Below are 25,662 nucleotides of genomic sequence, written 5' to 3'. Positions count from 1 at the left end.
TTCTTTAGTGTTCACTGCCATATAGGCAGCTTAGAAATGTGAGAGCGTGACTGTAAATAGCGCTGTGCGGTTCACTGCCATATAGGCAGCTTAGAAAAAACACACCTGCAGCTTTGGCGGTTGCGCCATGTTCACTGCCATATAGGCAGCTTAGAAATGTTTGGAAGTCGCAGCATTCATATGGAATTCGTTCACTGCCATATAGGCAGCTTAGAAAGAAAGACAAGAAACTGGCACAGGATTTATCTGGTTCACTGCCATATAGGCAGCTTAGAAAATCGTGAGCAAATTCATTTCGTTTTGAATATTGTTCACTGCCATATAGGCAGCTTAGAAATGCCAGAAGATACCGTAATGAATGGTGATGAAGTTCACTGCCATATAGGCAGCTTAGAAATACAGCATTAATCGCTTTTTGCATGGGGTTCATGTTCACTGCCATATAGGCAGCTTAGAAAGATATGAGGTGCGACCTTTTTTAAGTGATGCAGTTCACTGCCATATAGGCAGCTTAGAAATTGGTGAAATCACAGCAATGACCTGGAAGAATGTTCACTGCCATATAGGCAGCTTAGAAATGTAAACCATTTTCCTTCATGGATATTGATTTGTTCACTGCCATATAGGCAGCTTAGAAAATTAAAAAGCCAGCATATCCTTTTGGGATTTCGTTCACTGCCATATAGGCAGCTTAGAAACAATGAATCCGCTTACCCCGATTGAGGTCTGTGTTCACTGCCATATAGGCAGCTTAGAAATGCAAAGAGGTGATGCAGCTATGGCCCGCGCAAGTTCACTGCCATATAGGCAGCTTAGAAATTTAAACAATGGAAAATTAAAATCAAATCGTTGTTCACTGCCATATAGGCAGCTTAGAAAAACAATCTTTTTGGTGAGTTGTTCTTCTGGAAGTTCACTGCCATATAGGCAGCTTAGAAATTTCGAGGATAAAAAGGATGAATGATCTAGATGTTCACTGCCATATAGGCAGCTTAGAAATTTAAACACGACAAGCGCAAAGTTCGCGCCTAGTTCACTGCCATATAGGCAGCTTAGAAATAATCAAATAACACATCAAACTTTTATAAGCAGTTCACTGCCATATAGGCAGCTTAGAAATTCAATCGAGCTTCACGTTGTTCTGCCTCAGCGTTCACTGCCATATAGGCAGCTTAGAAATGTGTGAATACCTTTTCACCCGACTCAAATAAGTTCACTGCCATATAGGCAGCTTAGAAAATGAGCGAAATGCAGGGATTGTAGGCGGCCATGTTCACTGCCATATAGGCAGCTTAGAAAACTGAATTTCATCCCATTTCGTCAGTGAAAGCGTTCACTGCCATATAGGCAGCTTAGAAAACTCGACCACCTGGCTAACGTGGCATTGCCGGGTTCACTGCCATATAGGCAGCTTAGAAATCTGAGGGGGTATTTCAAGAATTAATCGATATGTTCACTGCCATATAGGCAGCTTAGAAAGCAATCCAAGTGTTTCAAGTGACTATCCACTTGTTCACTGCCATATAGGCAGCTTAGAAAAGCAAGAAGCCACCGACATTGAAAACCGCATTGTTCACTGCCATATAGGCAGCTTAGAAATCAAGCTTCTCTTTTAACTCAGTTGGCATTCTGTTCACTGCCATATAGGCAGCTTAGAAATGCCCATTCATTCATGGCCACGGCTGACCAGAGTTCACTGCCATATAGGCAGCTTAGAAAAGAGCGCCTAAGCCCTCATCGCTATCACCCATGTTCACTGCCATATAGGCAGCTTAGAAATGCTTGAGGGAAGAACTTAATTCCTGCGTACTGTTCACTGCCATATAGGCAGCTTAGAAAAACTACAGTGGTGATTGAGAGATGAGTGAGATGTTCACTGCCATATAGGCAGCTTAGAAATCAATGCATCGCCCTCGATGGGGTCGGCAAATGTTCACTGCCATATAGGCAGCTTAGAAAATGATCTAAGCAAGCACATTGGCACTATTGCGGTTCACTGCCATATAGGCAGCTTAGAAATTCGGAATATCTTGTTGAGGAGCAGATTGATAGTTCACTGCCATATAGGCAGCTTAGAAAAATCATCTCTCAATCACCACTGTAGTTGGGCTGTTCACTGCCATATAGGCAGCTTAGAAATAGATGCATCTATCGAACCAAACTACAGCAACGTTCACTGCCATATAGGCAGCTTAGAAAAATGGCTTGCAATCGGTTTATTTGGAAGACACGTTCACTGCCATATAGGCAGCTTAGAAAAGATTGTTTCTACACCACCACCGTTCGCTTCTTGTTCACTGCCATATAGGCAGCTTAGAAATTTGTGAAGTTTCACTCTGATATTGGTCAGGTGTTCACTGCCATATAGGCAGCTTAGAAAGGGAAGATTTGGCAGCACACCATGCGGTTTTTGTTCACTGCCATATAGGCAGCTTAGAAATGACTGTTCGGCCTAAGCCTAAATTTGCTTGTGTTCACTGCCATATAGGCAGCTTAGAAACAAGAGCCAGAAACACCGCTAGCCCAATCAATGTTCACTGCCATATAGGCAGCTTAGAAATTAATCAAAATCTAAGGCGGCTTCAATCACGCGTTCACTGCCATATAGGCAGCTTAGAAATTTAATTAGATCAGGGTTTTTTAATGTCAAAAGTTCACTGCCATATAGGCAGCTTAGAAATGAATTTAATCCAAGCCAAGGAAGATGGGCAAGTTCACTGCCATATAGGCAGCTTAGAAAGATCAGGCCATGATTGCAAAGACTGCATCGATGTTCACTGCCATATAGGCAGCTTAGAAAACTAACGTTCCAGCTGCTGCATCCATCTGACGGTTCACTGCCATATAGGCAGCTTAGAAAGATGGGGAATTTCGGCAATGCTATGCCGGATGGTTCACTGCCATATAGGCAGCTTAGAAATGGCCTCCAGATGAAGTCGCCTTTATCTTCTTGTTCACTGCCATATAGGCAGCTTAGAAACATCTGAGTGAGAAAACCAAGACGGAACTACTGTTCACTGCCATATAGGCAGCTTAGAAATATCTTTGCGGCATCTCTTTATTACTTGCCAAGTTCACTGCCATATAGGCAGCTTAGAAAGTCACCGTATGAATAACAAGCACGATAGTCATGTTCACTGCCATATAGGCAGCTTAGAAAAGATACTTGTCTAATGCTGGTTTGGCACCAATGTTCACTGCCATATAGGCAGCTTAGAAATTGATCGGCGGTCAATTAAATCTTAAAGGTAAGTTCACTGCCATATAGGCAGCTTAGAAACTCAAGCAGGCACTGGCATTCAAAACAAACGTGTTCACTGCCATATAGGCAGCTTAGAAAATGATGGAGTATTGGTCATATCGCCACCTATTGTTCACTGCCATATAGGCAGCTTAGAAATGACTGCGGAAAGTTTTTTGCAATTACCTCTAGTTCACTGCCATATAGGCAGCTTAGAAATAGTGAAATTATTATTAGACTGATTTCGTATAGTTCACTGCCATATAGGCAGCTTAGAAATGACATTCTAGGAAAGTCTGTAGGCTGTACTTGTTCACTGCCATATAGGCAGCTTAGAAAGGAAATTCCGAAAGCGAATAATTCGGAAAATGGTTCACTGCCATATAGGCAGCTTAGAAAAAACTCTAACCCAATTATCACGTATGGTAATGGTTCACTGCCATATAGGCAGCTTAGAAATGATTGATCATTCAGCCAGTCAAAAATATTGAGTTCACTGCCATATAGGCAGCTTAGAAATTTGCTTACGCGGCGGCCACCAGTGCTTACGCGTTCACTGCCATATAGGCAGCTTAGAAAATCAGTAGCGGTGCTTCATGTGCACCCTGTGCGTTCACTGCCATATAGGCAGCTTAGAAATGTCATCAACTGACTGACATACGATGCTTCATGTTCACTGCCATATAGGCAGCTTAGAAATTACAGATATTTATAACCGCGACCTTTTGGCAGTTCACTGCCATATAGGCAGCTTAGAAATTGAACCCTGATGGGTCGCGTAATTGCCACTCTGTTCACTGCCATATAGGCAGCTTAGAAAATGCTCAAATTCAATTGGTGATCGCAAGTGGTGTTCACTGCCATATAGGCAGCTTAGAAAATTTATTTTTTTCCTATAAAGATATAGATGTAGTTCACTGCCATATAGGCAGCTTAGAAAAACAAAAACTGGAAGATAAAATCCAGTTGTCTGTTCACTGCCATATAGGCAGCTTAGAAAATGATCTGTCATGGTTCACTTGCGCCATCTTAGTTCACTGCCATATAGGCAGCTTAGAAAATAAACTTAGGATAAATCAGGTCATTAAGCGAGTTCACTGCCATATAGGCAGCTTAGAAAAGAAGTTTTGAACAATGACCGGATCTGACTTAGTTCACTGCCATATAGGCAGCTTAGAAAACCTTCTTCAGCATCCAGGATCGTGACAATCTGTTCACTGCCATATAGGCAGCTTAGAAATGGCAGTTTTGGCACTACGTGAAGCACTGGAAGTTCACTGCCATATAGGCAGCTTAGAAAAGTCAGGCGTTTTTGCTTACCGAAGCCACTCCGTTCACTGCCATATAGGCAGCTTAGAAAATTAAACCGTTTTGCTTTTTTAGCCATGTGATGTTCACTGCCATATAGGCAGCTTAGAAATTGTAATTCACTGGCGGGCGCCCACCAATATTGTTCACTGCCATATAGGCAGCTTAGAAATGTCGATGCAATGGAAAAGTTCTTCCATAAACGTTCACTGCCATATAGGCAGCTTAGAAAATATAGCGGCTCATGCTGCCGCGAAGATAGTCCGTTCACTGCCATATAGGCAGCTTAGAAAACATACCCCTGGAATGCACGTGCCGACATTTCGTTCACTGCCATATAGGCAGCTTAGAAAAATGTTCGTTATCGTCAGTTCCAAATTCAATTGTTCACTGCCATATAGGCAGCTTAGAAAATGCCCTGGTCTTTGCTACAGCATGATTACGAGTTCACTGCCATATAGGCAGCTTAGAAAATTACCTGATCCTCTGAGCGCTTCTCGAACCGGTTCACTGCCATATAGGCAGCTTAGAAATACAAGATCTTTCGGAAGCCAGGGAAGATATCGTTCACTGCCATATAGGCAGCTTAGAAATGTTTTTTGTCGCGTCTTGGCAATGCGGAAGCGTTCACTGCCATATAGGCAGCTTAGAAAACGAAACACTAAATAAGACTGATACGGATAGGGTTCACTGCCATATAGGCAGCTTAGAAACTAGAAACAACGCTAATAACGCCGTACTTAATGTTCACTGCCATATAGGCAGCTTAGAAAAATGAATATGGGAGTGATGGAGGCAATGAGGAGTTCACTGCCATATAGGCAGCTTAGAAACGTAGAATCCCTAACCACGCTTGAAACACCTCGTTCACTGCCATATAGGCAGCTTAGAAAAGAACATGTCAACACTCACCCCAATTGAGTTTGTTCACTGCCATATAGGCAGCTTAGAAATGACTATGACTCGATTGCAGAATCGCAAGAATGTTCACTGCCATATAGGCAGCTTAGAAAGACCATGCGTTCGGTTTCCAACTGTCGGATAAGTTCACTGCCATATAGGCAGCTTAGAAATTCCAGCATGTCGTTGACCAGTGAACCATGCATGTTCACTGCCATATAGGCAGCTTAGAAATTTATCCGTGGTGATAAGCATTCACCAGCAGAGTTCACTGCCATATAGGCAGCTTAGAAAAACGAATGGGTGAAGAAAAACTATGGGGTATCGTTCACTGCCATATAGGCAGCTTAGAAATTTGTATAAAAACAACTTGGCAAAGCCAAAACGTTCACTGCCATATAGGCAGCTTAGAAAATGCTGGCCAGATCGCAAGGGAAGAAGCTAAAGTTCACTGCCATATAGGCAGCTTAGAAAGGCATCAGCCGCAGTAAACACCTTGCAAACAGGTTCACTGCCATATAGGCAGCTTAGAAATTCAGGATCTCGGGCCTGACGACGAATACCACGTTCACTGCCATATAGGCAGCTTAGAAAAGGATGCACGTCGTGCCTTTGCTCAGAATATGGTTCACTGCCATATAGGCAGCTTAGAAAAATACCGTCGATATTTGGAGTTGGTTTTGTGAGTTCACTGCCATATAGGCAGCTTAGAAAAATGATGGATGTAAGCCCTGCTGAAAATAATGGTTCACTGCCATATAGGCAGCTTAGAAATTAACCCAGGCTGCTTGCTGTTGCCCTTGTTCGTTCACTGCCATATAGGCAGCTTAGAAATAGTTCACCAACTGAACACTCAATAGATATTAGTTCACTGCCATATAGGCAGCTTAGAAAACTAAAAAAGGCCGTGACCAGATCGGATCACTCGTTCACTGCCATATAGGCAGCTTAGAAAGATGTGGCTAGTACAACTCAACAGCTAATGGCGTTCACTGCCATATAGGCAGCTTAGAAATGCAGACAATACCGAACTACTGGTGCGAATCCGTTCACTGCCATATAGGCAGCTTAGAAAAGTAAGGTGCCATGCTCTTTAAATCCAAAATGGTTCACTGCCATATAGGCAGCTTAGAAAAACACAACAATCATTTAAAGAACCTAGATTCTGTTCACTGCCATATAGGCAGCTTAGAAAAAAGTCAGAACAGGGTACAGTCATTACCGGTGGTTCACTGCCATATAGGCAGCTTAGAAAGATTGAAGTACAAGCAGCTTTTTTGGCCTACAGTTCACTGCCATATAGGCAGCTTAGAAATGATAGCTGAAACCTACACACTTGTCTTCACGGTTCACTGCCATATAGGCAGCTTAGAAATTACCGATTGTAATTAACTGCCTTGGCGTAGCGTTCACTGCCATATAGGCAGCTTAGAAAAACAAATTTAAGATTGCCTTGGGGCTTTTCTCGTTCACTGCCATATAGGCAGCTTAGAAATTGAGTTAGTTTTTGATGCGGGTGAATCATATGTTCACTGCCATATAGGCAGCTTAGAAAAGGCACGACTATGGCCACCGCCATCAATCCCAAGTTCACTGCCATATAGGCAGCTTAGAAAAATACGGCGTTGTAGTAATTGATCAGATAATAGTTCACTGCCATATAGGCAGCTTAGAAAATGGAGCAGTCCAGAGTGTTGGCTGCTCAAACAGTTCACTGCCATATAGGCAGCTTAGAAATAAACCAGACAATGAAAACGGTCGAATTTATATGTTCACTGCCATATAGGCAGCTTAGAAAATCACCTCGCGTCACCTCAGTTATCTTATGTTGTTCACTGCCATATAGGCAGCTTAGAAACGATAAATGCCGCAAAGCTTGTGTAATAGCGGTGTTCACTGCCATATAGGCAGCTTAGAAATTGACGGAAGCGAGTATCTGAAACACTGGCTGGTTCACTGCCATATAGGCAGCTTAGAAACTTATCAATCACTCTTTATCGAAAGAATTTAAGTTCACTGCCATATAGGCAGCTTAGAAATTGACGCCAGGAAATCTTCCCAATGAGGTGCTGTTCACTGCCATATAGGCAGCTTAGAAATTCTCCATGAAGTCTAAGATCATGGAGGTTAGGTTCACTGCCATATAGGCAGCTTAGAAATTAACGGCAACGACTGGTAAAGTGCAGGCTAAGTTCACTGCCATATAGGCAGCTTAGAAATAATGATCTAGTCACAATATGGATTGCTGACAGTTCACTGCCATATAGGCAGCTTAGAAATTAATCATTTCCGCTTCATCCCAATTTGGGATGTTCACTGCCATATAGGCAGCTTAGAAATTTTATTACAACCACAAATTCCGTCTGTACTGGTTCACTGCCATATAGGCAGCTTAGAAACATGAACGTTCAATAGCTTTAATGGTCGCGTCGTTCACTGCCATATAGGCAGCTTAGAAATTAGGTTGACGTTTAGTTTTTGGCTTTTCTTCGTTCACTGCCATATAGGCAGCTTAGAAAATTGTCGCTGCAGGTGCTCAGTCTGGGATCGCGTTCACTGCCATATAGGCAGCTTAGAAATGGACGCAAAGGAAATTGCCGAGAACTCAGAGGTTCACTGCCATATAGGCAGCTTAGAAAAGAGATTCAAACCCAACAAAATAAACAGCAAAGTTCACTGCCATATAGGCAGCTTAGAAAACACAAACAGCCACTCAAGGTGTCATCAGCTCGTTCACTGCCATATAGGCAGCTTAGAAAGACTTGGTGAAACAGGTGAATCACTTTGGTTCGTTCACTGCCATATAGGCAGCTTAGAAACAATGGGTACAAAGGTTCAGTTACCAGAGATTGTTCACTGCCATATAGGCAGCTTAGAAAAACTAAAGTTAATCCCAAACCAACCACCACACGTTCACTGCCATATAGGCAGCTTAGAAAGGGAACGCAGGCACAGCCAGTAAGCTGAAAGAGTTCACTGCCATATAGGCAGCTTAGAAAGACTCAAGCCTTTCACTGGGTAATACGTAATGGTTCACTGCCATATAGGCAGCTTAGAAATACAAATTCAAACGGCGCATTAAGGGGTGGGAGTTCACTGCCATATAGGCAGCTTAGAAAAAAAGTCATTTCTCCTTCGGGTGAAGCCACGTGTTCACTGCCATATAGGCAGCTTAGAAAGTATTGACAGCACATCTGTAGCTCAACTGGAAGTTCACTGCCATATAGGCAGCTTAGAAATTGTTGTGATAAAGCATAACAAACACCTTTATGTTCACTGCCATATAGGCAGCTTAGAAATTTTGGATGAGCTTAGAACTGCAACAATTGTCGTTCACTGCCATATAGGCAGCTTAGAAAATCATTACCCCAAGTTATGTAATTTTCATATTGTTCACTGCCATATAGGCAGCTTAGAAATTTATTTTTAATGCGTAGCGGTGATGGGAACAGTTCACTGCCATATAGGCAGCTTAGAAAGCATCGGCCGGGTCTTCGTCTGTTTTTTCCGTGTTCACTGCCATATAGGCAGCTTAGAAATGTTGTATAACCATGCCTATACGCCTGTTATGAGTTCACTGCCATATAGGCAGCTTAGAAAATGATGTGTGATTAGCCACTGGAGAGATCAATGTTCACTGCCATATAGGCAGCTTAGAAATGAAATACATAAAAAACAAAGAACAATCATAGGTTCACTGCCATATAGGCAGCTTAGAAATGCCGTCCGCATCTACAAGCGCCGCTGGTTTAGTTCACTGCCATATAGGCAGCTTAGAAAAATGAATGACTTGCAATCAGTGACACCGTTTAGTTCACTGCCATATAGGCAGCTTAGAAATTTTGAATACGGCGCTCAAGGTTCTTGTCGAAGTTCACTGCCATATAGGCAGCTTAGAAAATGATTACAGTACAGCGCGAGAAATGGATTGAGTTCACTGCCATATAGGCAGCTTAGAAAGGTTACATCAACAGTATCTATCGATAACTCAAGTTCACTGCCATATAGGCAGCTTAGAAAAGAAGAACTATGCACCAATGCAGCAGACTACCGTTCACTGCCATATAGGCAGCTTAGAAAGTACTCTGAGAACGGCCAGCGCGAAGCTGCCCGTTCACTGCCATATAGGCAGCTTAGAAAAGTTAAGTGGATAGGTTCATTATTATTAAAATGTTCACTGCCATATAGGCAGCTTAGAAATGCAGATAAGCAGCTAAAGCTGGTGATCCCTGGTTCACTGCCATATAGGCAGCTTAGAAAAAGTTTTCCGGTAAGCTGATAATAATGGATGGGTTCACTGCCATATAGGCAGCTTAGAAATGTAGAGGTTAAACGTCAAATCCAACAAGGCAGTTCACTGCCATATAGGCAGCTTAGAAAAAAAATATTGGTTTTAAAAGATTGAGTATCTAGTTCACTGCCATATAGGCAGCTTAGAAATTTCGATTCAACAAAGGTTTATGTTGTCACTGGTTCACTGCCATATAGGCAGCTTAGAAATTGCGATCATCAGTTCCCTTTTTATTGCTAGTGTTCACTGCCATATAGGCAGCTTAGAAATTCCGATATTATGGGCATTATGGGTATTTTAAGTTCACTGCCATATAGGCAGCTTAGAAATGAAATACATAAAAAACAAAGAACAATCATAGGTTCACTGCCATATAGGCAGCTTAGAAATGCCGTCCGCATCTACAAGCGCCGCTGGTTTAGTTCACTGCCATATAGGCAGCTTAGAAATATGACACGACAAATAATAGTGGACAAAAAGCGTTCACTGCCATATAGGCAGCTTAGAAATACCTATTGGTGCTGCTAAATCTACTGAGATTGTTCACTGCCATATAGGCAGCTTAGAAATATCCGGTAGATAGTTACATGTCTTCTGGTGGGTTCACTGCCATATAGGCAGCTTAGAAAAGTGTGAGAAGTTTTCAGACTCTAGAGTATGCGTTCACTGCCATATAGGCAGCTTAGAAACTTTCAACACGCCATTTGATATGACTGTTTTGCGTTCACTGCCATATAGGCAGCTTAGAAATCCAAGAGCATCCCCGAAACGACCAATTCGAAGTTCACTGCCATATAGGCAGCTTAGAAAATGCATAGCGTTTCGAGTAAGTATTTGGCTCAGTTCACTGCCATATAGGCAGCTTAGAAAAGCACTTCACCTGTTTCGATATTTCGAGCGCGGTTCACTGCCATATAGGCAGCTTAGAAAAGTATTAGCCTCAATAAAAGCCTGAAGTTCAGGTTCACTGCCATATAGGCAGCTTAGAAATGTCTGAGCAGCTTTTAAAGTGCCATGTTCATGTTCACTGCCATATAGGCAGCTTAGAAAACATCCCAGAATAAGTACGCGCAACCGGATCAGTTCACTGCCATATAGGCAGCTTAGAAAAAGCCTTCAACCTCACCTTCAGATAAGCCATAGTTCACTGCCATATAGGCAGCTTAGAAAACTGTCGTTGTTGAAGAAATTGGCAATGCAGCAGTTCACTGCCATATAGGCAGCTTAGAAAAATACAAATATCTATGGAAAAGCCAAATTTGAGTTCACTGCCATATAGGCAGCTTAGAAATTCTAAAGCTGGGAAATTGTAGTTTCCAACGCGTTCACTGCCATATAGGCAGCTTAGAAATGTCATGACCTTACTCCGCATCTCTGCTTTTGCTTCACTGCCATATAGGCAGCTTAGAAAACAGTTTCATAAGAGTTTTGAACTGTCATCAAGTTCACTGCCATATAGGCAGCTTAGAAAACATGCTCCAATTTATATTCTGTTTATTCGGTGTTCACTGCCATATAGTCAGCTTAGAAAATGAAGAAATCAGAACTTTTCAAAGCAGCTCAGTTCACTGCCATATAGGCAGCTTAGAAATGAATTGGAATCAGCGAAACAGGTAGGGCGTCGTTCACTGCCATATAGGCAGCTTAGAAAACTGAATAAGCCCTCTGCTTCAGCAAAGACATGTTCACTGCCATATAGGCAGCTTAGAAAATTCGAGCTACGCATTTGCGTCATCGTGTGAGGTTCACTGCCATATAGGCAGCTTAGAAATTGTGAGTATTGGTCAGAGAATTTCAAAATTAGTTCACTGCCATATAGGCAGCTTAGAAAATTGCAGAACACTTTCAAGAGACCATTTTTCGGTTCACTGCCATATAGGCAGCTTAGAAACAGCATAACTACCAGTCGCCTTTGGAAGCAGCGTTCACTGCCATATAGGCAGCTTAGAAATTGATTCAGTATTGCGGCATTGAAGCATCCCGGTTCACTGCCCTATAGGCAGCTTTGAAGTATTATCTTCAGTAATACTTATGCAAACGAGAGTTTCTGTAAATAATTTTTGTAATAAAAAAGCCAATTATCTCAGTAAGATAATTGGCTTAAGCAAAGAGTTTGGCTATCCGCTTATTCTTCGATCATCCCAATAACACGGCACTACAATCAAATTATTTTCATGTAACCGAGACCATAATCTTACACCTAAATCCCGCTGCATATTTTGGACTGTGAAATTGGAAATCAGCAGGGTAGATTTCATATTGTCATAACGACTATACAAAACCTTATGCACCATCTCCAGGCGTTTTTCATGCCGGTCATGCAGGCCATATTCATCTATGACCAATAAATCAAAACTAGAGAAATGGTCGATAACTTCCTTCTCAGAACGTGAAGCATCTGACCAGGTGTCCATCATTTTTTGAGCAATTTCTGCACTGGTATAGTAGCGCGCAGATTTTGTACTGTTATGCAGAATGTTGCGAATAATTGATGCACTCAGATGGGTTTTACCTGTACCCGGTGTACCAATCATCAACATGTTCGGGTTGTGGTCAGAAATAATTTGCTGTGCAAAGGCCTGACATAGCTTGATGGTATTGTCTTGTGCAGGGCATGCAATTACATAATTCTTGAAGCCACGATCCAGGTATCGTTTATTAAGTCCTGAATTTCTAATTTTCTGTTGTAGCAATCGCTGTTGCAGTTCATCCTCATAGGCTGCATGTGAGTGATGGACGGTTTCTTTGGCACACAATTTACAGAGCCTGTGACCTGCAATTTCCATCAGGGGTATATGATGGGTAGGGCAAAGTGTTTCTGTTGTTTCTGCGCGAAACTGGAGTGTTTTAAGCATGGTTTTCATGGCTGATCTCCTAAATCCATTTTGAATTTTCTAAAAAACTCTCATTTTTTTCTTCAAAATTTGAAAATGAAGATGAAGATGAAGATGAAGATGAAGGGCATGATTCAAGCATGACTTGAGTAATACTCGGGCTCTTCTCAGGAGCTGCTTGAGTATTTACTTTTCGTTGCTTAGTTGATGCTTGAGCATTACTTGCGGATTTATTCCAGCGTGCTTGAGCTGCATTTTTAGCTTTATCAGATTTCATTTGCTGATTTTGCAATGCCTGGCTTTTTAAACTGGTTAAAAAACTTGAATGAATCTGCTCAGACTCGACTTCAAACAATTCCAGAGCCATCAGCGTATTCAACAAAGTTTTAGCCTTGGTGTGCTGAGGTAATTTCGTGATGCTGCATACAGTAGCTAAGTCATGAGGAATGGCACCATTTTTCCAGAAATCCATCATTAACAGCAGTGCCGCACCAATTTGTTCTGCCGTCATTCGTGCAAATTTTGCCTGTAGGTCGCCAATATAGAGTGGCATCCAAATTGAAATATCTTTATGCATGTGTTCACCTTTTTATAGGTATAGAGGGACTAAGGTCATCGATTGGATGACCTTCTGTCTGTGTTTGTTTTATTAGTGAGCGAGACTCATTAAGCGGAGACGGGCCTGTTGGGCCAAGTCATCGTAATGGGCTTGCCCTTCATCCAACATTCGCTGTAACCAGAGTCTCAACGCCTGGTGATCATCGAAGCATTTATTGATTTCCAACAAAAAAGCTAGATTGTGAAGTTTGGGAATGTGTAGCTCATGGATTAATTCACGAGCGACCATATCTGCTTCAGGGCTGACGACCACACCACCAAAGAAAGCTTTACTATTCATGTGCAAGCTCCTCTGTATTTAGTTTTTCCAGCATGGCTTCAAATGCACTGCCATCGCGGCGCGTAACATTGGGGATGTAACGGCTATAGACTCGAAACAGCATTTCAGTCGTTGAATGTCCCAATTGACGTGCGATCCATTCCGGATTTTCTCCTGCTGACAGCCAAAGAGTTGCTGCTGTATGGCGTGTTTGATAGGCTCTTCTAGACTTCAATCCTAGAAAGCGCAAGATCGGATGCCAGACACGTTTATTCACCAGACGATAATCGAGAGGTCCACCATCACGATTGCAGAAAACAAACTCTGATTTACCATTATTTAAGCTTTTCTGTTGGAGAAAGGCTTGGTAAACGCGGTCATTCATCTGGATCGTGCGGTCAGAACCATAAGTTTTGGTTCCACCAAGCACACCATTCACTAACGCCTCTCTGATATGGATTTCACGACGCTGTAAGTCGATATTTTTCCATTGCAGACCATCGATTTCACTGGTACGCATACCCGTAAAAAAGCGAACGGTGTAATAGGGGCGGAAGTCTTCACGCACTGTGGTAAGAATTTTATGCACCTCTTCCAGAGAAAAAGGTGTGACTTCAATCTTGCTTTCCTTCAGATTGTTAATATTTTTATAAGGCGACTCAAACTCGTATCGTTCAGCCGCATCATTGAGTATCATACGTAAAGGCGTCATGATTTGATTGATCCTCGATGCTTTCAGACTTGTTTGATCTTTTCCGTGTGTCACTTTGGCGAGAGAGGCACGGAAGTTCAGCAAGTCTGACTTCTTGATTTTCGAGAGAACCTGATTACCAAAAGCAGGAATCAAATAGTTTTTGATCACAATTGAAACCTTTTGCTGATATGAGGTTCTCCATTCAACTTGTTTCTGCTTAAACCACAATTCAGTAAACTCTTTAAAAAGAGGAACTTTGGTCTGTACAGCAATTTGCTGACTTCTTTTTTCCTTAAACTCCTCAACACGGTTACTTTTTGGAAAGTACTTTTCGTATTCAAAAGTTCCCAAAGTAATTTCAGCTTCAAGCTGTTCGAGACGTTTTTTCAAAATGCGACGGTTATAAGCATTGTCTTCAAGATTGGTTGTTTCTCTGCAACGAATGCCCATGTAGCGAAAGTCGGCAATCAGTTTGCCACTTCGTTCCCGGATGGTAGCCATCAGTTAAACCTCCTAAGCCTTATTGCAAAGCATCCATGCTTAAACCAGTGAATTTAAGCATTTCAGTTTCAATACGTTCCCAAACAAAAAGAATTTTGCGGCCACCAAAAGGACGGATGTAGTTAACACCTTCAATAAAGACACTGTCCTTCAGCTGGTTGCGAATGGTACGAGCGTCGTACTGGATTTTTTCAGCCAGTTGCTGGGCTGTGAGATAGGTATATGACATAATTGTATTCCTAGCGTAATTCATCGGATGTAAGGAATTTTTCATCCTTAGACCTAAAATAACCTCGAATTTAATTAAATGCAATTAAATTTTCATTGTATTAGAGGAAAAATTAATGGTTATTTGTAAGCTACCAATATTGTTGGCTGAAAGAAAAATGCGTGTAGCTGACTTAATTCGTGGTACAGGCATTAATAAGACAACTTTGCATAAGCTTTATAATGGCGAATTGACTCGAATTGATTTGGAGACCATCGATCGAATTTGTGATTATTTGGATGTACAGGTAGGGGATTTATTTGTTTTTGAAAAAGACAATAAAGAACAATCTGTTAGTGAGTAGTTTGGTCACAAATGGTCACATCAAAAAGTGAAATGGTCACAAATTATTGATCATTTGGTAAAAAATACCTTGTTTGGAAGAGAACAGGGTGATTTTTTGCCTTCAAAAAAGCTCTGAAAGTGGTGATCGATTGAGGACATTTAAGATCAATTGAGACCATTTTTTTTGTTGTGGGCACGCCATGGTCACATCTTGGTCACAAAATACGAATTACATTAAGAATATTTTTTATTGAATCGAATAACAAAGGAAGGAGAGTTTTTAAAAAATATAATAAAATCAACAATAAAAAAGCCCCAATCTTTCGATCAGGGCTTTTAGAATTTGGAGCGGGAAACGAGACTCGAACTCGCGACCCCAACCTTGGCAAGGTTGTGCTCTACCAACTGAGCTATTCCCGCAGGGTCGAATAATTTTTTACTATTAAAAAACTAAACAAAAAAGAATCTGGAGCGGGAAACGAGACTCGAACTCGCGACCCCAACCTTGGCAAGGTTGTGCTCTACCAACTGAGCTATTCCCGCATGCCGTGTATAATACAGCATGCAAAAACAGGGTCAATAACTTTATGAGAAATCTTGCACCGTTTGCATAAAATAAAATCAATTCAGCCAATTCAGCGCTATAAATCGACAAAATTTATGCAAAATTTTGTTAAAACAGGGCCTTGGCAACCTTTAACTCTCCTTGAGTACAGTAAAACTCATGACAGAACAGGGTATACTGAATAGAATTTGGATCATTTGTAATTGCGGAGAAGGCCATGAGTATTGAACAAGTCTTAAGAGAGCGTCTGGCTACCCTGTCTCCATCTCATCTTGAGGTGGTAAATGAGTCTTCTGGTCACGGTGGCTATTACCCGGGTAAGGAATCACACTTTAAAGCGGTGATTGTGAGTGAAGCTTTTGCAGGCCTGCGTCAGGTACAGCGTCATCAGAAAGTCTATGCCGCAGTAGGCGATTTACTGAGCCCGGAAAAAATCCATGCATTAGCAATCCATGCTTTTGTTCCAGAAGAGTGGAGCGGTCAGGATACGACCAGTCCTGAATGTGCACATGCCCCAAAAAACTAAGAGGAACATATGGAAACCCAATTATTAGTCAAAATTATCCATATGTCAGCGGCCAGTCTGGCAATTATCGCGATTCTGGCACGTGCATTTACCTTGTTTGTTGGTACACAGGGCAATTTACCTAATCCGGTCGCACGCAAGCTATTTGTTGCCTTGCAGCATCTGGCACTTGCCGTAATTGCTTTGACGGGCGTCATTTCGCTAGTGATAAAAAACTTTGAAGTACAACCCTGGTTCTATGCCAAGGTCATTTTATTTCTGGTACTGGTGTCATCTTTGATGAAAGCCTATAAAAAAGATGACTCTGTCTTACTGGTTCAACGTCGTGCTGGCCTGGTTATTGCAATTATTTCATTAGCTGCAATTATGGCACTTGTGATTATCAAGCCAACTTTTGGCTAGAAAATAACATCATTTTGTTTGGCTAAATTTTAAATAGATTGATAAAAATAATAGGGGGTTTTAATGCGTACACGTGTGGTGTTTAACCAAAAAGGTGGCGTGGGGAAGTCGAGTATTGCTGTAAATCTGGCAGCAATCAGTGCACATCAGGGGCACAAAACCCTGCTCATTGACCTCGATCCACAGGCCAATTCCAGCCAGTATCTGCTTGGTGATGATGCGACCTATTCGGGAGACAAGCCTGCATTAGAACCCAATATTGAAAACTATTTTGATGAAGTGCTGGGCAGCCAGCAGAACAAGGGTTTGATTGGCAATGCCATCGGCTCAATTCTGAAAACCCGCACTAAAGGCCTGGAAAGCTATGTGCACCAGTCACCGTTTAAACATCTGGATGTGATTCCAGCCAGCCCAAGTCTCGGCACACTGGCACATGCACTGGAATCCAAACATAAGATCTATAAACTACGTGATGCCTTACAACAGTTAACGGGTCAGTATGAGCGGGTGTTTATTGATACGCCGCCAGCTTTTAATTTCTTTACCTTATCAGCTTTAATTGCGGCAGATCGGGTGCTGATTCCTTTTGACTGTGATGTATTTTCCAAACGTGCCCTGCATACCCTGATTGAAAATGTCATCGAAACCCAGGACGATCATAATGACCGTCTGGAAATTGAAGGGATTGTGGTCAATCAGTTTCAGGCTCAGGCCAAACTGCCACGTGAGGTGGTGCAACAGCTGAAAGATGAAGGCTTGCCGGTATTGGAAAATATGTTGCCGCCATCGGTGATCATGAAAGAATCCCATCAGAAAAATCAGCCCTTAATTCATCTGGCTACTGATCATAAATTGACTCAGGCCTATCAATCGTTGTTCAATGAGATTGAGCAAAAATAAGATTGATGATTCCAGCATGAAACTCATGAAATTCAGTCTTGGCATCGTGGGCCTGACTTTGTTAAGTGCCTGTGCTACGACCGTCAAGCCGACCTATGTGTCGCCAACCCAATACCAGTCCTATGACTGCGGTCAGCTGCAAGGCGAATATAACCGTATTCAGCAGTATATCGACAATGGTGTACAAGCGCCGAAACGAACGGGTGTTGGCGTAGGCGTCGGTGTAGGTGGTGGCTGGGGTAGCCATAGTGGTTGGGGCATTGGGCCGAGCATTTCAGTGAATATGGGTCAGTCCTCTAATACCAAGAAGACCGAACTGGCACGTGTTTTAGGTGAGCAGGAAGCGATTGTTCAGGCAGCACGCTATAAGAGCTGCCCACTGATCATTCGCCAGGCTGTACCAAAAACATAATGATGAAGATAGAAAATAAAAATGCTGACTGAGGTCGGCATTTTTTTAGCATCGCAGTCCGGAAAGGGGCGTTATTATGCATATAAAACTAGCTGGAATGACTGCTCGGAACAAATTTATGAGAATTTTCATCTTGTTATATATTGAGCAGATTCGTTAATGTTGCGCCATTCTTTGCGGTAAGTTTGCGTATGATCGAAAACTGGCTATTTATTCTGGCTGTAATTACAGTATTGATGATTCCGGGCCCAGGCAATGCACTGGTTGCCAGTGCGGCACATCAACATGGTCAGGCCAGAACCAGTTTATATATACCTGCTATTCTGCTGGGTTACTTCTATGCCATTAATGTCTGGGCCTTGCTAATACATCTTGCTGTCCCGATCTGGCCGAATTTCCAGGGCATGCTGCATATACTGAGCACAATTACTGTAGGCTGGATGACCTTCCGGTTGTTTAAAGCCAGGCAGCTAGAGCAGCATAATCATAAGCACCCGATGATCCGGCCTTGGCAGATGTTTACTGCGACTTTAAAGAATCCTAAAGCGGCTTTGTTTGCTTCTGGTATTTTTCCCATGGCGACCTGGGAAAATCCAACTAATTTCGTACTGGTCTTCGCGATATTTAGTCTGGTGACATTACCGGTGTTTGTCTTCTGGATGGCGTTTGGTCAGGCAATTCTGGCAGGGAAATCTGAGAAAATAAAAACCGACCTCGTATATAAAGGGTCGGTTCTGTTTGTGCTGCTTTGCCTGATTCCGCTGATCATCAGTTTGTTTAACTGAATTCAGCGATCAGGATTTAAGCCATTTTGTTCTTTTTCAGTTTTTGTTGAATAAAACCGAAGATGCCTGGCAATACACTAATAATGATGATGCCGAAGATCAAATAGGTAAAGTTATCTTTAACGATTGGCATATTTCCAAACAGATAACCCAAAATCACAAAAGAGCTGATCCACAAAAAACCACCAATCACGTTATAGCTCAGGAAGTATTTATAATTCATGCTGCCAGCACCGGCCACAAAAGGAGCAAAGGTACGGGCGAAAGGCACGAAACGGGCAAAGATAATCGTCTTGCCACCATGTCTGGCAAAAAATTGCTGGGTTGCTAGCAGATGTTTTTTATTGATAAAGCGCGATTCAACTTCAAACACACGCGGCCCAATGAACTTGCCAATATGATAGTTCAGCGTATCGCCCAGTACTGCTGCCACAAATAGGAGCGGAATCAGTACCCACGGATCCATGGCCCCAGTAGATGCTGCAAGTGCCCCCGCAGCAAACAGCAAGCTGTCACCCGGCAGGAAAGGCATGACTACCAGTCCCGTTTCTACAAAGATAATCAGGAAAAGAATGGCATAAATCCACACCCCATAATTGGTGATGAATTCAAGCAGATGGTCATCTACATGTAGGATAAAATCAAGCAGTTCCATGGCGCCAATACAAGCAAAAGTGTGCCCAAATCCTAACAGTGATTAGGCTTAAAGTCAGCATCAAAAGTGGTCTATTTCCAGTCTAATCATTCTAAAAATAAAACGATGAATCTTATTTTGGTTATTAATAATTAAAAATGAAACTTATAAGATGTGCTCATATTTTAGCAATCATTTTCGAGTTTTTATCATGTTGAATCCAAATCGTATTATCGCCAATCTTGTTGCTCATCCTGTACTTGAATCCGTAACATTCGTGTCTGCACGTGCCTTAATGGCTTATATTTTTATTGTGGCAGGTTGGGGCAAAATCGCTGGTTATGACGCAACGGTTGGTTATATGCAAGCTATGGGTGTTCCTGCTGAATTATTACCTGTGACGATTTTGCTGGAATTGGGTGGTGGTTTAGCGATTTTATTTGGCTTGCAGACCCGTGTAGTGGCAGCACTTTTGGTTGGCTTTAGCTTAGTGACTGCATTTTTATTTCATGGTACGCCTGAGGATGCAGTGAACTTTATGAAAAACTTTGCGATGGCAGGTGGCTTATTGCTATTGGTATTACAGGGTGCAGGTCGTTTCAGTCTTGATCATCTGATTGAGCACCAATAACAAAGCAACGCTCCAATCGAGCGGTCTAAGACCGCTTTTTTTGTGGATACATAACATTAAACTAGCTTTACCGAATTAAGCTTCGTTCAGTGCATTCACTCTGCTTAGATAGAATCAGGAATTTAGACCTGTTGTTTAAGGAGTATATTGAATGCAAAAGCAAATTTTAGCTGTATTAATGACGGGACTCGTTGTTAGTGGCGGTGCATGGGCAAAGTCAGATCAGGCCCTCCTTGCTGAAGCTCAAAAAAATAAAGTCAGCATTGCTCAAGCACAAAAAATGCCGGATGAAACTGGTGTAACCTTAACAGGTAAAATTGTGCGTCAAGTTGCACCGCAGAGTGATGATTTTGAACTTCGAGACAGTAGTGGCACGATTATTATTGATGTTGATGATGACCTATGGAAACCGTTGAATTTAAAAGCGGGCGATAACGTTCGTGTGCTTGGCGAGGTAGATACTCATCGTCAGAAACCTACCGATATTGATGTGATTAGTATCGAAAAAGTGCAATAACCACATTTAAAGTTCTGCTTCAATCTCATGCAATCTGGAATCCAGGATTGAAGCAGATCTGACAAAAAATTCAGTCTGATCAAGATACAGTGCTAAATATGTATATATTTCAAGCGCCTTGAAACAGTGTGCTTAATGCAGCGAAAAATGATAGAATACGGCGCTTATCTTTCGTTTGCCTTTCTATAGTTGTTTGTCATGACTACCAATACTCAAATCACTGAAGATCGTATCCTGATTTTGGATTTCGGTTCTCAATATAGCCAATTGATTGCACGTCGCGTACGTGAGTCTGGCGTATATTCTGAAATGTTTGCCTATGACATGTCTGAAGAAGACATTCGTGCATTTAATCCAAACGGTATCATCTTGTCAGGTGGTCCTGAGAGCGTTCACGAAGAAGGCAGCCCGCGTGCGCCAGAAGTTGTGTTCAACTTGGGCATTCCTGTATTGGGTATTTGCTACGGTCTGCAAACCATGTCTGCACAACTTGGCGGTAAGGTTGAGCCAGGTACAGTACATGAGTTTGGCTATGCAGAAGTAGACATTCAAATCCGTGATGGTCTTATTGGCGATCTTGAAGATTCAGCAGACAAATTGAAAGTCTGGATGAGCCACGGTGACAAAGTGACTCAAATTCCAGAAGGCTTCCAGATTACTGCCAGCACACCAAGCTGTCCGGTCGCAATGGTGTCTGATGAAAAACGCCGTTTCTATGGTATTCAGTTCCACCCGGAAGTCACTCATACTGCCAAAGGTAAAGAGTTACTGTCTAACTTCGTTCACAATATCTGTGGTTGCCGTAGCCTGTGGAACTCTGAAAACATTATCGACCTTCGTGTTGAACAGCTTCGTGAACAGATTGGTGATCAAAAAGTACTGCTCGGTCTTTCAGGCGGTGTAGATTCATCAGTTGTTGCGGCACTTTTACACCGTGCAATTGGTGATCAATTGACATGTGTATTCGTAGACAATGGTTTACTTCGTCTGAATGAAGGCGACCAGGTTATGGACATGTTTGCGAAAAACATGGGTATCCGTGTGATCCGTGCTGATGCTGAAGAGCGTTTCTTGACTGCACTTGCGGGTGAAGTTGATCCAGAGAAAAAACGTAAAATCATCGGCCGTGAATTCATCGAAGTATTTGCTGAAGAAGCACGTAAGCTTGATGGTGTAAACTTCCTGGCTCAAGGTACGATTTACCCTGACGTGATCGAATCTGCTGCAAGCAAACAGGGTAAAGCACACGTGATTAAATCACACCACAACGTGGGTGGTTTACCAGAAGATTTAGCATTTGAACTGGTTGAACCAATTCGTGACCTGTTCAAAGATGAAGTACGTAAATTGGGTACCACTTTAGGTCTTCCATTTGAAATGCTTTATCGTCACCCATTCCCAGGTCCGGGTCTAGGTGTTCGTATTCTTGGTGAAGTGAAAAAAGAATATGCTGACATTCTCCGTTTGGCAGATGACATTTTCATGCAAGAACTTCGTGCTAGCGGTTGGTATGACAAAACTGCGCAAGCATTCGCTGTATTCCAGCCTGTTAAATCTGTTGGTGTTGTAGGTGATGGTCGTCGTTATGCATGGGTCATTGCACTTCGTGCAGTTGAAACTGTTGACTTCATGACAGCTCGTTTTGCTCACCTTCCATACGAGCTGGTAGATAAAATCTCGACTCGTATCATGAACGAAATTGCTGAAGTTTCTCGTGTGGTTTATGACGTATCGTCTAAACCACCTGCGACGATTGAATGGGAGTAATTTAGGGGTTTCAAGAAGTGAAGCTTCTTGCCTAAATTACGCCAAGAGCTATGCTCGCGGCAGTAAAGAATTTCGGGTAGCACTGCTTCAGGCCAGTTTTACGGCAAAGGCTATGCCTGCACTAGTTAGGGATTTCAATGAATATCTTTAACATCCAATAAAAAAGGACGCCTAGGCGTCCTTTTTTATGTTTATGATGAATAAAAATAAAACTTTATACAGAAAAATATGTCATTGCCTAGCTATCATCAATTGATGCTGCCTTTCATGAAGCTATTGTTTAAGTTAAATGAGCCTATAAAAATTTCAGATGCGGCAAATATATGAGCTGAATGCTTAAATCTATTAAAAGAGGTACTCAATCAAATACTTCCAAGTAAAAAGAGTATTTTAAAAATAGAGTTTCTTTTAGAGATACAAATTGAACGTAACTTTCATATTTATAAAATCGATCAAGACCGTTTCGATGAAGATATCTTTTAACTAGGTTCCTACGATTTTAATTGCCCGATCCTTATTCCATGAGCCTTGTGACAGCAGTACGACATTAGGACTGGTTAAAGGGTCATAGTGCTCAACCCGATTGCGTCCATTGGCCTTGGCCTGATACAGCGCAATATCCGCCTGTTTAATTACGGTATACAGGTCTGTTTCACAGGTTTCCAAGATCGCTGTACCAATTGAAATAGTGAACTTTAAGGACTGAGCTTGATCAAGAAAAACTTCGGTCTGTTCAATGCGCTGCCTTAAACACTCGGCAATTTTTAGAGCATCATCCAGATGCGTTTCAGGAAGCAGTGCAATAAACTCTTCCCCGCCGTAGCGCGCCAGAATATCAGTATTTCGCATTTCACTTTGAGCTGTTTTCGCAATGATTTGCAGTACCTGGTCGCCAATATCATGACCATAGTTATCATTAATCTTTTTAAAATGATCGACGTCAAAGACGATTAATGAACTAGGACTCGGTGTTCCTTCTTCAAGCGTATGTGTTAGATGTTGCTGAGCCAAATATTCAAAAAAGCGGCGATTATTTAATCCTGTTAGGGAATCGGTATGCGCCATATGCTCAAAAGCCTGACGGTTATATTCGTTCAAGGTATGTTGTAAAAATACAATCCGAGATTTAAGCGTTGAATTCCAGCTGATATAGATACTAAAACTTAGCACCGGCAAATAAATCAGAGAAAACAGAACCAGCTGTTGCAGATCGCCTTTAACATTGAAATACACACCCATATAGATCATGAAGGTAATCAGGGCCGAGATGATCAGGGAAGGCCTGAAACGGATATGTACACTTAAATTTGCCAGAACAATAAAGACCAGAGAGGAATATTGATAGATCAGGTTATAAGGACTTTCTGACTGATTTAAATTAAAAAACCAGACCGCACTGGCACCAATAATCGAAGTGGGTAGCAATAGATCAAAGAGTGGTAAATTCCGGCTATGCTGGTACATCCAGACCGTGATCAGGGTCATGACTGAGGTAAAACCCAGTTTGGTTACAAGCAACAGGGTATGGATGTCACGCAGTACATAAATATCCGCAAGGGTATAGGAAGCATAAGCAAACTGTGCAAACAGATTCACCTGAAGCAGATATCTCAGATGCAGCTTTTTCTGATGAGAATAATAGGCAGATTTTAATGGCTGAGGAATACACACCAGAGGATCTTTAAGCGCCTGCTGAATCAGAAGGCGTGACTCCTTATGATATTCCTGTGGCATTCAGCCTTCCCCATAAAAAATAAAATTTTTTATATATTAAGTTTTGTATAAATTTTATTCTATTACTTAAAAATTCACTTTAAAAGTAGTCATCTAGAATAAATATCTTCGGCTACAAAAAAAGGGAGAGTGAGTACAAAGCAAAAAATGAGATAGGCTGGATTTACTGTCTATGCGTTTAAATTACTTCTATGACTGTTCATAAGTTAATATATTTTTCAGTATAAAAATTCTGTAGATCAGATTGAAACGGTGAACTCATATCTGGACGATACACTTCAATCCGGTTACGTCCACTCTTCTTGGCGGCATAAAGCGCCACATCCGCTTTTTTAATCAGATCATCCAGATCCTGAGTATGGGACTCCAGCTCAGCAATACCAATCGAAACTGTAAATTTCAGTATCAACTCAGGCCGGGCATAGAGATACTGCTGCTGAATCGAATTACGAATGCGCTCGGCAATTACCAAAGCATCTTGCAACTGTGTATCGGACAGCAAAATAATAAACTCCTCACCACCAAAACGTGCCAGTACATCACTATGGCGCATTTCCTTACGCGCTGTATCTGCAATTAACTGTAGTACCCGATCCCCGACATCATGCCCATAACTATCATTGATTTGCTTGAAATGGTCCACATCAAACATTAGCAGACAGGTGCTTGAATATCTTGGCCAGTCATGAATACAGTTTTCTGCCAGATTAACAAAATGCCGACGGTTATAGAGCTGAGTCAGTTCATCAGTATGGGCGAGATTACGCACCATATGGTAGTTCCATTCATCTAACAAAGTACGGATAAATGCACGACGGGTATGCAGGATATTATTCCAGTTAAAATACAGGCTAAACAGCAACACTGGGCTGAACACGACCATAAAGATAAAAGCTTCCGATAACGTCATTAGCTGCGTCATTGCTATCAGGACCAGCAGGCTGATCAGGATTGAACAATATAGTGCAGCCTTAAATTGAACCTTGATGCAGAGATTGGCAATCAGAATAAAAATGGATGCAGCATACAAGTAATTTTCTACATGTAGGCTGGTAGAAGAGAGCAGGAGCAGGATCCATACTCCAGCACAAAGCGTAGTCCCTATCGGCAGGATCAGATCGAGCAAGCGAATGTTCTGGCTGTATTGAAATAACAGTTCACAGACGATCCAGAAAGCTAAGACCAAAATCACCCGAGTAAACCCGGAAACCATCATCAGGTCGGGGATGATAAAGATATCGGCAAAGAAATATAGCAGGAACACCAACTGCGCCAGTAAGTGGATCTGACGCAGACTATGGTAGTTATGCCGGTACAGATAGTCGTAAAAATGGGGTAGAAATTGCACAGGAATACGGGCGTGCCGATCCACAAGTGCATCTTCTAGCACTTGACGGTTCTTCAGGTCATTCTCGGAAGGTTGCAGCTGTTCCGAAGAATGCCGATTAAGACTCTGCAAGGAAGCCTGCATATTTGCATGCATCCTGCCATCGGCAATCGTCATTTTTCAATCCATTAAAAATTCGCACATATTATGAGCAAATTTTGGGGTCAGGAATCTATGGTCAAACGGATAGATTGCGACGCATG

Annotated in this window: 17 protein-coding genes, 2 tRNA genes, 1 pseudogene and 1 CRISPR repeat array (1 of these 21 running past the window's edge); of the genes and pseudogenes, 10 read left to right on the top strand and 10 right to left on the bottom strand. The window is 42.0% G+C overall.

Annotated features, from left to right (window positions below):
* A CRISPR array of direct repeats spans nucleotides 1-11,751; the repeat unit is 28 nt; unit sequence GTTCACTGCCATATAGGCAGCTTAGAAA (it extends 112 nt beyond the left edge of the window).
* A 106-nt stretch (nucleotides 11,752-11,857) separates the two neighbouring features.
* The 5 genes from ACTJIX_RS10150 to ACTJIX_RS10130 form a co-directional block, all read right to left on the bottom strand.
* Entirely contained in the window at nucleotides 11,858-12,604 is a 747-nt protein-coding gene (locus tag ACTJIX_RS10150) for an ATP-binding protein (protein WP_004895361.1), read from the bottom strand.
* Nucleotides 12,605-12,614: 10 nt separating this feature from the next.
* Nucleotides 12,615-13,151 (bottom strand): DUF1376 domain-containing protein, encoded by a 537-nt coding sequence (locus ACTJIX_RS10145; protein WP_440611420.1) that lies wholly within the window; start codon nucleotides 13,149-13,151, stop codon nucleotides 12,615-12,617.
* 72 nt (nucleotides 13,152-13,223) lie between these two features.
* Complete coding sequence (locus ACTJIX_RS10140; RefSeq protein WP_004895356.1) at nucleotides 13,224-13,472, bottom strand: hypothetical protein; 249 nt, start codon at nucleotides 13,470-13,472, stop codon at nucleotides 13,224-13,226.
* Complete coding sequence (locus ACTJIX_RS10135) at nucleotides 13,465-14,646, bottom strand: site-specific integrase (protein WP_004895354.1); 1,182 nt, start codon at nucleotides 14,644-14,646, stop codon at nucleotides 13,465-13,467. The genes ACTJIX_RS10140 and ACTJIX_RS10135 overlap by 8 nt, the downstream gene beginning before the upstream one ends.
* 19 nt (nucleotides 14,647-14,665) lie before the next feature.
* Nucleotides 14,666-14,875 (bottom strand): hypothetical protein, encoded by a 210-nt coding sequence (locus tag ACTJIX_RS10130; protein WP_440611419.1) that lies wholly within the window; start codon nucleotides 14,873-14,875, stop codon nucleotides 14,666-14,668.
* Between the two features lie 115 nt (nucleotides 14,876-14,990).
* On the opposite strand from ACTJIX_RS10130, the gene ACTJIX_RS10125 reads away from it, so the two are divergent.
* Nucleotides 14,991-15,218, top strand: coding sequence for a helix-turn-helix domain-containing protein (locus tag ACTJIX_RS10125; protein ID WP_004895349.1), 228 nt, complete (start codon nucleotides 14,991-14,993; stop codon nucleotides 15,216-15,218).
* A gap of 325 nt (nucleotides 15,219-15,543) precedes the next feature.
* Here the strand turns inward: ACTJIX_RS10125 and ACTJIX_RS10120 are convergent.
* Together ACTJIX_RS10120 and ACTJIX_RS10115 are read right to left on the bottom strand one after the other, a co-directional pair.
* Nucleotides 15,544-15,619: transfer RNA gene (locus ACTJIX_RS10120), tRNA-Gly, on the bottom strand.
* Nucleotides 15,620-15,666: 47 nt separating this feature from the next.
* A tRNA-Gly gene (locus ACTJIX_RS10115) sits at nucleotides 15,667-15,742 on the bottom strand.
* A 239-nt stretch (nucleotides 15,743-15,981) separates the two neighbouring features.
* Here ACTJIX_RS10115 and ACTJIX_RS10110 point away from each other — a divergent pair.
* From ACTJIX_RS10110 to ACTJIX_RS10090, 5 genes are all read left to right on the top strand, one after another.
* Nucleotides 15,982-16,290: a BolA family protein gene (locus ACTJIX_RS10110; protein WP_004814186.1), complete on the top strand. Its 309-nt coding sequence runs from the start codon at nucleotides 15,982-15,984 to the stop codon at nucleotides 16,288-16,290.
* A gap of 9 nt (nucleotides 16,291-16,299) precedes the next feature.
* A complete protein-coding gene (locus tag ACTJIX_RS10105) occupies nucleotides 16,300-16,692 on the top strand; it encodes a SirB2 family protein (RefSeq protein ID WP_004895347.1) in 393 nt (130 codons plus the stop codon).
* A gap of 63 nt (nucleotides 16,693-16,755) precedes the next feature.
* Nucleotides 16,756-17,592 carry a ParA family protein gene (locus tag ACTJIX_RS10100; protein WP_071320808.1) on the top strand — a complete coding sequence of 279 codons (837 nt, stop codon included), beginning with the start codon at nucleotides 16,756-16,758 and terminating at the stop codon, nucleotides 17,590-17,592.
* 16 nt (nucleotides 17,593-17,608) lie between these two features.
* On the top strand, nucleotides 17,609-18,004 hold the full coding sequence (locus tag ACTJIX_RS10095) for a hypothetical protein (RefSeq protein WP_111810792.1): 396 nt from the start codon (nucleotides 17,609-17,611) through the stop codon (nucleotides 18,002-18,004).
* A gap of 191 nt (nucleotides 18,005-18,195) precedes the next feature.
* On the top strand, nucleotides 18,196-18,789 hold the full coding sequence (locus tag ACTJIX_RS10090) for a LysE family translocator (RefSeq protein WP_111810789.1): 594 nt from the start codon (nucleotides 18,196-18,198) through the stop codon (nucleotides 18,787-18,789).
* A 16-nt stretch (nucleotides 18,790-18,805) separates the two neighbouring features.
* Here ACTJIX_RS10090 and ACTJIX_RS10085 read toward each other — a convergent pair whose 3' ends face one another.
* Nucleotides 18,806-19,444, bottom strand: a complete 639-nt coding sequence (locus tag ACTJIX_RS10085) for a DedA family protein (protein WP_004895339.1) — start codon at nucleotides 19,442-19,444, stop codon at nucleotides 18,806-18,808.
* Nucleotides 19,445-19,634: 190 nt separating this feature from the next.
* On the opposite strand from ACTJIX_RS10085, the gene ACTJIX_RS10080 reads away from it, so the two are divergent.
* From ACTJIX_RS10080 to ACTJIX_RS10065, 4 genes and pseudogenes are all read left to right on the top strand, one after another.
* Complete coding sequence (locus tag ACTJIX_RS10080; protein ID WP_076754665.1) at nucleotides 19,635-20,054, top strand: DoxX family protein; 420 nt, start codon at nucleotides 19,635-19,637, stop codon at nucleotides 20,052-20,054.
* 151 nt (nucleotides 20,055-20,205) lie between these two features.
* Nucleotides 20,206-20,571: a NirD/YgiW/YdeI family stress tolerance protein gene (locus ACTJIX_RS10075; protein WP_111810788.1), complete on the top strand. Its 366-nt coding sequence runs from the start codon at nucleotides 20,206-20,208 to the stop codon at nucleotides 20,569-20,571.
* A gap of 198 nt (nucleotides 20,572-20,769) precedes the next feature.
* Complete coding sequence (guaA, locus tag ACTJIX_RS10070; protein ID WP_004895334.1) at nucleotides 20,770-22,338, top strand: glutamine-hydrolyzing GMP synthase; 1,569 nt, start codon at nucleotides 20,770-20,772, stop codon at nucleotides 22,336-22,338.
* 378 nt (nucleotides 22,339-22,716) lie between these two features.
* A pseudogene (locus tag ACTJIX_RS10065) lies at nucleotides 22,717-22,821 on the top strand (restriction endonuclease); the annotation flags it as partial.
* On the opposite strand, the gene ACTJIX_RS10060 reads toward ACTJIX_RS10065, so the two are convergent.
* Entirely contained in the window at nucleotides 22,822-24,072 is a 1,251-nt protein-coding gene (locus tag ACTJIX_RS10060) for a GGDEF domain-containing protein (RefSeq protein WP_440611418.1), read from the bottom strand. It lies immediately after the preceding pseudogene.
* 199 nt (nucleotides 24,073-24,271) lie between these two features.
* Nucleotides 24,272-25,576, bottom strand: a complete 1,305-nt coding sequence (locus tag ACTJIX_RS10055; RefSeq protein WP_004895327.1) for a GGDEF domain-containing protein — start codon at nucleotides 25,574-25,576, stop codon at nucleotides 24,272-24,274.
* Nucleotides 25,577-25,662 lie beyond the last annotated feature (86 nt).

Source organism: Acinetobacter sp. 22323, assembly GCF_052044895.1.
GTDB lineage: Bacteria > Pseudomonadota > Gammaproteobacteria > Pseudomonadales > Moraxellaceae > Acinetobacter > Acinetobacter schindleri.
The sequence above is the reverse complement of the archived record's forward strand: the minus strand, read 5'-3'. Positions and strand labels throughout refer to the sequence as shown.

What these genes read in the sequence shown, in the direction of transcription:
- ACTJIX_RS10150 (WP_004895361.1), bottom strand. Translation starts at nt 12,604, where the DNA reads ATGAAAACCATGCTTAAAACACTCCAGTTTCGCGCAGAAACAACAGAA.
- ACTJIX_RS10105 (WP_004895347.1), top strand. Translation starts at nt 16,300, where the DNA reads ATGGAAACCCAATTATTAGTCAAAATTATCCATATGTCAGCGGCCAGT.
- ACTJIX_RS10125 (WP_004895349.1), top strand. Translation starts at nt 14,991, where the DNA reads ATGGTTATTTGTAAGCTACCAATATTGTTGGCTGAAAGAAAAATGCGT.
- ACTJIX_RS10060 (WP_440611418.1), bottom strand. Translation starts at nt 24,072, where the DNA reads ATGCCACAGGAATATCATAAGGAGTCACGCCTTCTGATTCAGCAGGCG.
- ACTJIX_RS10135 (WP_004895354.1), bottom strand. Translation starts at nt 14,646, where the DNA reads ATGGCTACCATCCGGGAACGAAGTGGCAAACTGATTGCCGACTTTCGC.
- ACTJIX_RS10145 (WP_440611420.1), bottom strand. Translation starts at nt 13,151, where the DNA reads ATGCATAAAGATATTTCAATTTGGATGCCACTCTATATTGGCGACCTA.
- ACTJIX_RS10110 (WP_004814186.1), top strand. Translation starts at nt 15,982, where the DNA reads ATGAGTATTGAACAAGTCTTAAGAGAGCGTCTGGCTACCCTGTCTCCA.
- ACTJIX_RS10140 (WP_004895356.1), bottom strand. Translation starts at nt 13,472, where the DNA reads ATGAATAGTAAAGCTTTCTTTGGTGGTGTGGTCGTCAGCCCTGAAGCA.
- ACTJIX_RS10095 (WP_111810792.1), top strand. Translation starts at nt 17,609, where the DNA reads ATGAAACTCATGAAATTCAGTCTTGGCATCGTGGGCCTGACTTTGTTA.
- ACTJIX_RS10055 (WP_004895327.1), bottom strand. Translation starts at nt 25,576, where the DNA reads ATGACGATTGCCGATGGCAGGATGCATGCAAATATGCAGGCTTCCTTG.
- guaA (WP_004895334.1), top strand. Translation starts at nt 20,770, where the DNA reads ATGACTACCAATACTCAAATCACTGAAGATCGTATCCTGATTTTGGAT.
- ACTJIX_RS10100 (WP_071320808.1), top strand. Translation starts at nt 16,756, where the DNA reads ATGCGTACACGTGTGGTGTTTAACCAAAAAGGTGGCGTGGGGAAGTCG.
- ACTJIX_RS10085 (WP_004895339.1), bottom strand. Translation starts at nt 19,444, where the DNA reads ATGGAACTGCTTGATTTTATCCTACATGTAGATGACCATCTGCTTGAA.
- ACTJIX_RS10080 (WP_076754665.1), top strand. Translation starts at nt 19,635, where the DNA reads ATGTTGAATCCAAATCGTATTATCGCCAATCTTGTTGCTCATCCTGTA.
- ACTJIX_RS10130 (WP_440611419.1), bottom strand. Translation starts at nt 14,875, where the DNA reads ATGTCATATACCTATCTCACAGCCCAGCAACTGGCTGAAAAAATCCAG.
- ACTJIX_RS10090 (WP_111810789.1), top strand. Translation starts at nt 18,196, where the DNA reads ATGATCGAAAACTGGCTATTTATTCTGGCTGTAATTACAGTATTGATG.
- ACTJIX_RS10075 (WP_111810788.1), top strand. Translation starts at nt 20,206, where the DNA reads ATGCAAAAGCAAATTTTAGCTGTATTAATGACGGGACTCGTTGTTAGT.